This is a genomic window from Roseibium sp. RKSG952 (assembly GCF_009711355.1).
In genome coordinates, this window is record NZ_SMMF01000754.1 from 1 (window position 1) to 6,894 (window position 6,894).

Sequence of the window (6,894 nt, forward strand, 5' to 3'; positions counted from 1 at the left end):
AGCAGGAAGCCTCGTCCTTCAGGGCGGGGAAGACGTTAAGTATTGTCATCCTGCGAGGCGGTCCCGGGCTCGCACTCAAGTATGTCCGTTGATCGCGGCGGCGTTTGGTAGCTCTAAGTCGCAAATTGAACTTATTCCGGTTGCTATGCTGGGCTGGCTGCGTGGCTGCGGCTTTGCGGGACTGAAACCTGTGTCCTGGTCGGACGAACTGGAAAATCGGACGCAAAGAGAACCAGTAGTTCGCGTGCCTAGGTCGCGACCGACACGTCGAAGTCCGCCGTCGAAATCCCGCGCCGTTCCAGAACGGTCTTCGCGAGCATCTGCATGCGCTCGAAATTGCTCGTCTTGAGTGGCAGCGGTTTGTCGGGATTCATGATGCCATGAGATTGGCTCGACTTGATGCCCAGCGCCTCGACGATAAGCGGATCGGACCCGCCGTCGGCAATGAGGAAGTGGCTATTCACGACATCCTCCTGTCCATATCGATCAAGGCGGCCGGCGAGCTGCTTGTGAATCATCGGCGACCAGTCGAGCTCGCCAAAGACGATGTCCTGGGACCGGTACTGGAGACCGTCGAGACCCGCGCCGGATCTTAGAGAGATGATCATGCAGTTGCTGTCGCCCGCGAGGAAAGCCTCCTTGGACCTGCGCTTGGCTGCCCTACCCTCGGTGCCCGTGTACATGACGGGGTTATAGTTTCTGAGTTCGTCGAGCCAAACGTCATAGACCTCCCGGTGCCAGCCGGCGAGGAGAAGTGGAAGGTTTGCGTCTAGAAGGATCCGGACGTAGTTCGCGACACCGACTGCCTTGGCCATTCCGGTCTTCTGTCGAACCAGCGCGTCCAGGCGGCGAAGTGCCCTGCCTCGCTCAACAAAGGAACCGCTCGTTCCTTGTTGTGCAAGCATGACGGCGAGCTGATCGCTGCTCTTTGCCGCATTGCTGTCGTATGGGACGTGGTGCTTCATGACGTTAGGTAGTGGTCTGTCTCGGCCAATGTCTTCGTCGGTCCGCCTGAGCATGGCGTTCGCGTCGATGAGGTAGGCGCCGAGCGCATCCGGGTCCGAGACAAGCTTCTCGTTACCATGGCACCATTCGCGGACGAACTCATCCTTGGTTCCAAGTAACCCCGGAACGATGAATTCAATCACGTGGTGCATTTCGATGCCGTAGTTCATTATCGGTGTCGCGGTGAGTCCCAGAATGTACTCGACATTGTCCGAAAGAATGCGTGCGGCCATGCCCTTTTCAGTGCTGGTTCCCGCGCGCAGCTCCTGCGGCTCGTCGTAGACGGCCATCTTAAAGAATTCGGTTGCAAACAGGTCGGTCCATCCGAGGATCTTAGAATAGGAGAAGATGTAAACGTCCGCTTCCGGGAGCTTGTATGCTTTCCTGGTCTTGATGACGTGGACGCGAAGGTGGCTGAACTCCTCGATGCGCTCCACCCACTGATCCGGCAGGTGTGCCTGAAGTACGACGGCCGCCGGAAGCGTACCGGGCAGAAGCATCGCTCCGATAGACGAATTCGTCTTGCCGAGGCCGACGTCGTCGCCGAGTAGCATCTTCTTGACGCGCTCGAAGACTTGGACGAACTGGCTTTGGTGTTTCCAGAGTTCGCATCCCTCGCGCAGTCCCTGAATTTCTTTAGGGGCGTAGTCGGGAAGGAAGATCTCCTCAATCTCGCGTGCTTCCTTGAGGTAGTCTCGACACCCCTTCTTCAGTCGCCGTTCGTCGGTGGCTGACATGCGGAACGGAAACCGATCCATGAACCAGTCGAGTTCGAAGCAGTGGAGTGGATTGTTCGGGAACTTGAAGACGCTGGTTTCGAATTTACTGACGCGACGGAAGATGTCTTTGATGCGCATAGAGACGTGCGGCGGGAATTCGGTGACGATCCAGCTGTTCGATTCCTGATCGAAGGTCAGATCGCCGTACGTCTTGATGGCCTTCATGTTAGAGCCATCCCATGCCGAGGGAAACGACCCAACAGGGGCGCTCGTTGATGTCAGGCGGGAACCCGGTGGCCGTGGCGGTCGCGAGAATGAGTCCTTTGACGGCATCGTGCTTGCAATAGCGCTGGCATTGACGGTAGATCGCGCGCTTCGGGGCCTTGATTTTGACCTCCATTACGAGCCCGGACGGAAAGATGAAATCCACGATATCGGATCCGGATAGATGGTGCTCGCGCTTGTGCGGGATTCCTGCTTCCGTGAGAGCCGTGGAAATCGCTTCCTGAAGTTTCTTTTCATCCCTAAGGGGGAGCGGACAACGTTGAAGAAGGGAGACGATGGTCGCCGCCTCCTTCTGTAGAGTATCCGCGATTTCGGACGACATCGTCATTAGAGACGCTGTTCCTTCAGATTTTCGGGGTATTGCGGTTTACGCTGCATCTGGCGCGTCTCTTGGGTATTCGATCACCCTTTCTGACTCGTCTCCATCATGAAAGAGGGCGGAGTTTTCCGCCCTCTTTCACTCCATTCTAAAAAGGAATCTCATCATCATGGATGGGGCCGTTATCGAGCGGCGGAGCACCTTCCGGAGTGCCGCCACGATCATCGTCGCGGGAGTACGGCTGACCACCGCCTTCGCCGCGACCGCCGAGCATCGTCAGGGTCGAGTTGAAGCCCTGAAGGACGATCTCGGTGGAGTACTGGTCCTGGCCTTGTTGGTTCTGCCACTTGCGGGTCTGGAGTTGGCCTTCGATGTAGACCTTAGCGCCCTTGCGCAGGTAGTTTTCGCAGACCTTTGCGATGGCTTCGTTAAAGACGACGACGCGGTGCCATTCGGTGCGCTCACGGCGTTCGCCTGTGTTGCGGTCCTTCCAAGATTCGGAGGTCGCGATGCGCAGGTTCACGATCGGGCGACCGTCCTGGGTGTTGCGGATTTCGGGATCTGCCCCGAGGTTGCCGATAAGGATGACTTTGTTTACACTACCCGCCATGTTGGAATGCTCCGTTGGTTCGTCAGGCGATTGATGCGAGGGATTCGCGTCTTCGCCGGGATATCTGAGACGTTTTCTAAAGGATTCATTTCATGCTTGCAAGGATTAAATGGAATATCTTCAAAGGAGGGGCTTTTGTTTCGACGAAGGGTTAAAGGTAATTCCTGGTTCGATGAAAACTCAAGGAAACCGTTGGATTTTTGGAGCTTAAAATGAACTTGAAAGAAAGAATCGCTGCGCTCGGGATGTTGGAACTAGCGTCGATCAATGCCCAGCCTGTGAGCCTGGAATTGGATTATAATTACATCGTGACGCCGAATCCGAGCGTCGACGAACTGGAAAACAACGGTCTCGGCGATGAGTTCGACCTCGAAACCCAGTACGAGGAGGCCGTGGAGGCCTTCGAGAACTCGGACGACTACGGGAGCTGGGTGGAGAACCATAGGCAGAGGATGTTGAACGTTTGGCCGGTCAATCTCTTTCAGAACACCCATCAGGAGGTCGCGCAGATACTAGAGGATCTCGGCGTCGCCGTCGTGATCGCGGAGGTACCGGAGGACCGGGAGAGGGAGTTTGAGGATTACAACGCCCTAATCGTCATGACAGGCAGCGGCACGGATCTATCCAACGACATCGCCCAGGGATATCTCGCTTGCGGGCAGGTGCCGCCGACGGTGCTTTTGGAATGCATGTGCACGGCTCTGATGGACCGGTTCCATAATGAGGACATGAAAGTCCTGATGGGAGAGGCCTTTCGGCGCGCGGCGGATTACCATAGGAGCCGCATGGAGCGGTTCGAGGAAGTCGCTGATAAACATTTCCCTGAGGAGGGTGTGGCCCCGAGGTTTTGACTTCCACCCCTCCCTAAAGGGAGGGGATTCCTCCTGCGAGACGGTCAAGTCTGACCGCGCGAATGAACCGAGCCGAGTTAACGTCACGTTGAAGGACGGGCTTTGCGGCGCGTTTCAGGTAATGGGTGCGAAGTCTTGCTTCATGCGGTCTTCGCCTCTGCAGATGCCCTTGAGTTTCTGAATTTCGCCGTGAATTCCCTCTGTCTCTCCTCGGCCCTCCGGGCTTTTTCCCGCAGCGCTTCCTCTATGAAACCCCTGCGGTCGTTAAGGTTTCGCCATTCGTCGCTGGTTTCGGATTTTTCGGAGAGGAATTCAAGTATTCTTTCGGCTCCGCGCTGAAAGAAATAGGAGTCGGCGAGCTTCATATCAATGACGATGCCGAACAACTCGAGCCAAGACTCCACTGTTTTCGGGCTTGGGGTGCCGATGACGTATCCGAGGTCCCAGATGGTGCTTACGGCTGAATTCTTCAGGTGTCTTTCGTGGACGTGCCCGACCGCCGACTTGAGGCGATCGATCCAGACCGGGTCGAGTTGCTTGTCTCTATACTGCTCCTTGAAGAAGTTGAATGAGTTCGCGCGGTGAAGCCTGCGAGCGTACCTGATTATTAGCTTGTCGGAAAGGAGGTCGAAGAAGGCTCGGAACAGGATTCGCGTCCGTTCTTCGTCTTCGAGAGGGTGGCGGCTTCGGCTCCCCCTGCGGAACTGGTAGCCCACGCAGGCCTCGGCGATCCTTTTGACGGCCTTCGTTTCCTTTTCCGTGAGATCGCCTCGCTCATAAAAGGGGATAAGGGCCAGAACGCGGCCGTATGCCTCGAATAGGCAATTGCTATAAGGGAAGGTTTCGGCCTGTGGCCCTCGGATGTTCACCTTTGAGGCCCAGCACAGGAGAGCACTCTTAAGGAGTTCTGATTGCCCCTCCCTGAGGGGATGCGGCTGATTGGACAGGGCGTAGAGCGCGGCTTCTGCGTCGAGTGGCTTGAGGCGAAGCGTCCTCGCTTTGCCCTTCATGAGTTTGAGATACCAATCGACGCCCTGGAAACGGCTCCATTTTCCGCGAACGTAAATCGGTTTCGGACTCAGCCAGTGTTCGAGGGACATATTCTTGTAGAACTTCATCGACGGAATGGCCTTGCGGGCGTTTAGTTCCTCGCAGAAGAGATCGACGGCGTCCGATGTCGCGAGCATGATGGAGATTCCGCGAATGGTTCGTTCGTTCGCCGTGTCGTCGTGCGAGTCGAAATTCACGCTCAGCATGTTAATTTTGCCTTTTTTCGAAAGGCGGGATTCCATCGCGAGCGCGGAAGACCACGGGGTGCGATACCAGATGCCAGAGCCGTCTTCGGTCTTTTCTGTGACCGTGTAGTCCGGAACGTAGACGAACCCTAGTCCCGGGACGTTGCACACCTTTTTTGAATGTTCAGAATCGAGTTTTACGAATAGCAGACCTGCGTCACTGCGAAGCGAATTCATGAAACGAGCGAGGCGGCGAAGCGTCGACGGAGTGGGGTCGATGTCTTTCTTTAGGCGAACATTGTGGTCAGTATACTTCAGCCGTAGTGTTTCGGTCTCTGCGGATAGTCCCTCGGAGCAATCTGGCCGAGCGGTCGCGAGTGTCCGCGCCTTGTTTCCGGGGGCTTGTAGAAAGTAGGTGTTCTCGTGTCTGAGGTAGTCGATCTCGTTCCCGGTAATGACATCGAAGGTGTCGACCATGGGCACGAGTTTGCTTTCGCGGTTCGTGAAGGGCCGAAGGTCGGTGTCGCCGAAGTAATGGAAGGAAGGTGTAGAGACGTTGAAGCCAGCCGCGTTCAAGGCATTGACGAAGTCGGCCAGTTGCCTCTGCTCGTCGATGTGATTGATCTGGGTCCCGTCGACGTTCATGTTGACCGAGATGCGGTCCTTTATGGGTCTGGTTGGGTCCTCTTCCTTCCACCATGAAGGAGTTAGGGAATAAAAGACGGCCATTGTGGCTCCGGTATTCCTCGGCGACAGCAGGAATAATTTACTCTGGAATAACTCCACCCTTACGAGGGCGGGGAAATCGAGAAACATAATAGTTTCGGCAAAATCCTCGATGGCGCGCCATTTTCCTTCGGCATCGAGACAAAGGCCGGCATACTCCATGGTTTTCGACGGTGCGATATCGCCGATCAGGTCGGCTAGATCACAGAGATCGCGCCGATCAATGTGGCCGATAGGTCTGTTCCCGTAGCGCATGACCTGACGAAACGTTTGTCTCGTGGGGAGGTATTCGGCCGTTACGATGGGTTTTCCGGTCGGACTTCTTAGGGAGTAGATGCGGCAGGCGCCGCTGGCGTTGCATTCTTGGTAGCCTTTATTGCCGACGCAATGGTTCATCCGCGCCCCTTCGTGCCGAAGGGCGTTATTGTCCTTGAGGCGTACCCATGTGCGGCCGTTCCGGGTCTTGAGAACGGTTTCAATGTCGCCCTCACGGGTTTCGCTGTCGCCGTTCAGGTCTGCCATCCAGTCGTCCGCACGCGCCAAGACGGTCATGGGGTCCATGCGTTGCAACTTATTCAGGACGGGGTCTTCCGCGTCGAGAGATGCAAGCCAATCCGCGGCGTGGGACAGGTCCAGTCCGGAATTGGCGAGCGCTTGCCTGGAGAAAAGCCTGACGTCCCTGCCCTCCTTGATCTTCTTCAGGAGGTAGGGTTTTTCCTCGGGCCTCATTGCGGGAAAGGCATTGGTTGGGGTGTTGGGAGAGAGCCTGATCGTGAACAGGGGGGCCGTGATGTTCTTTAGAACAATCCTGGAGAGGAACCAGTCCTTGGCGGGGCCTTCGGGCAGTCGCTCGCACGTCTCGGTCAGATACTCATGAACGCTGTCGATGTTGGCAATCTCGTAGGCATGTCCGGTTCCGGCCATCGTATCAGGAGCCCTCGTTCTTCTCGTGTTCCGCAGGGGTCATGGAGACACCGTAAAACTTCATCCCGACCGCGTCGGCGAAATGGATTTCGCCTGCGAGCGGGGGCTGCACGATCCGCGCCCCGAGCGGGTGCGTGCCGCCATTCATCAGCTTTGAGCCATGCGGGATTGATCTTTAACGTCTTCCCCACCCTGAAGGACGGTGATTTTAGCGAAGCGC

General features: G+C 56.4%; 5 protein-coding genes. 1 reads left to right on the forward strand and 4 read right to left on the reverse strand.

Going from position 1 to position 6,894, the window contains the following annotated elements; genetic code table 11:
* Nucleotides 1-248 precede the first annotated feature (248 nt).
* The 3 genes from E1297_RS05600 to E1297_RS05605 all read right to left on the reverse strand — a co-directional run bounded on the left by E1297_RS05600 (nucleotide 249) and on the right by E1297_RS05605 (nucleotide 2,938).
* Entirely contained in the window at nucleotides 249-1,949 is a 1,701-nt protein-coding gene (locus E1297_RS05600; RefSeq protein WP_196223203.1) for a DEAD/DEAH box helicase, read from the reverse strand.
* A 1-nt stretch (nucleotide 1,950) separates the two neighbouring features.
* Nucleotides 1,951-2,337 (reverse strand): hypothetical protein, encoded by a 387-nt coding sequence (locus E1297_RS49080; protein WP_196223204.1) that lies wholly within the window; start codon nucleotides 2,335-2,337, stop codon nucleotides 1,951-1,953.
* Nucleotides 2,338-2,476: 139 nt separating this feature from the next.
* Nucleotides 2,477-2,938: a single-stranded DNA-binding protein gene (locus E1297_RS05605; protein ID WP_155135049.1), complete on the reverse strand. Its 462-nt coding sequence runs from the start codon at nucleotides 2,936-2,938 to the stop codon at nucleotides 2,477-2,479.
* A 212-nt stretch (nucleotides 2,939-3,150) separates the two neighbouring features.
* On the opposite strand from E1297_RS05605, the gene E1297_RS05610 reads away from it, so the two are divergent.
* Nucleotides 3,151-3,789 (forward strand): hypothetical protein, encoded by a 639-nt coding sequence (locus tag E1297_RS05610; RefSeq protein ID WP_155135052.1) that lies wholly within the window; start codon nucleotides 3,151-3,153, stop codon nucleotides 3,787-3,789.
* Between the two features lie 140 nt (nucleotides 3,790-3,929).
* Here the strand turns inward: E1297_RS05610 and E1297_RS05615 are convergent, their stop codons facing one another.
* Entirely contained in the window at nucleotides 3,930-6,674 is a 2,745-nt protein-coding gene (locus tag E1297_RS05615) for a PcfJ domain-containing protein (RefSeq protein WP_155135055.1), read from the reverse strand.
* Between the last annotated feature and the right edge of the window lie 220 nt (nucleotides 6,675-6,894).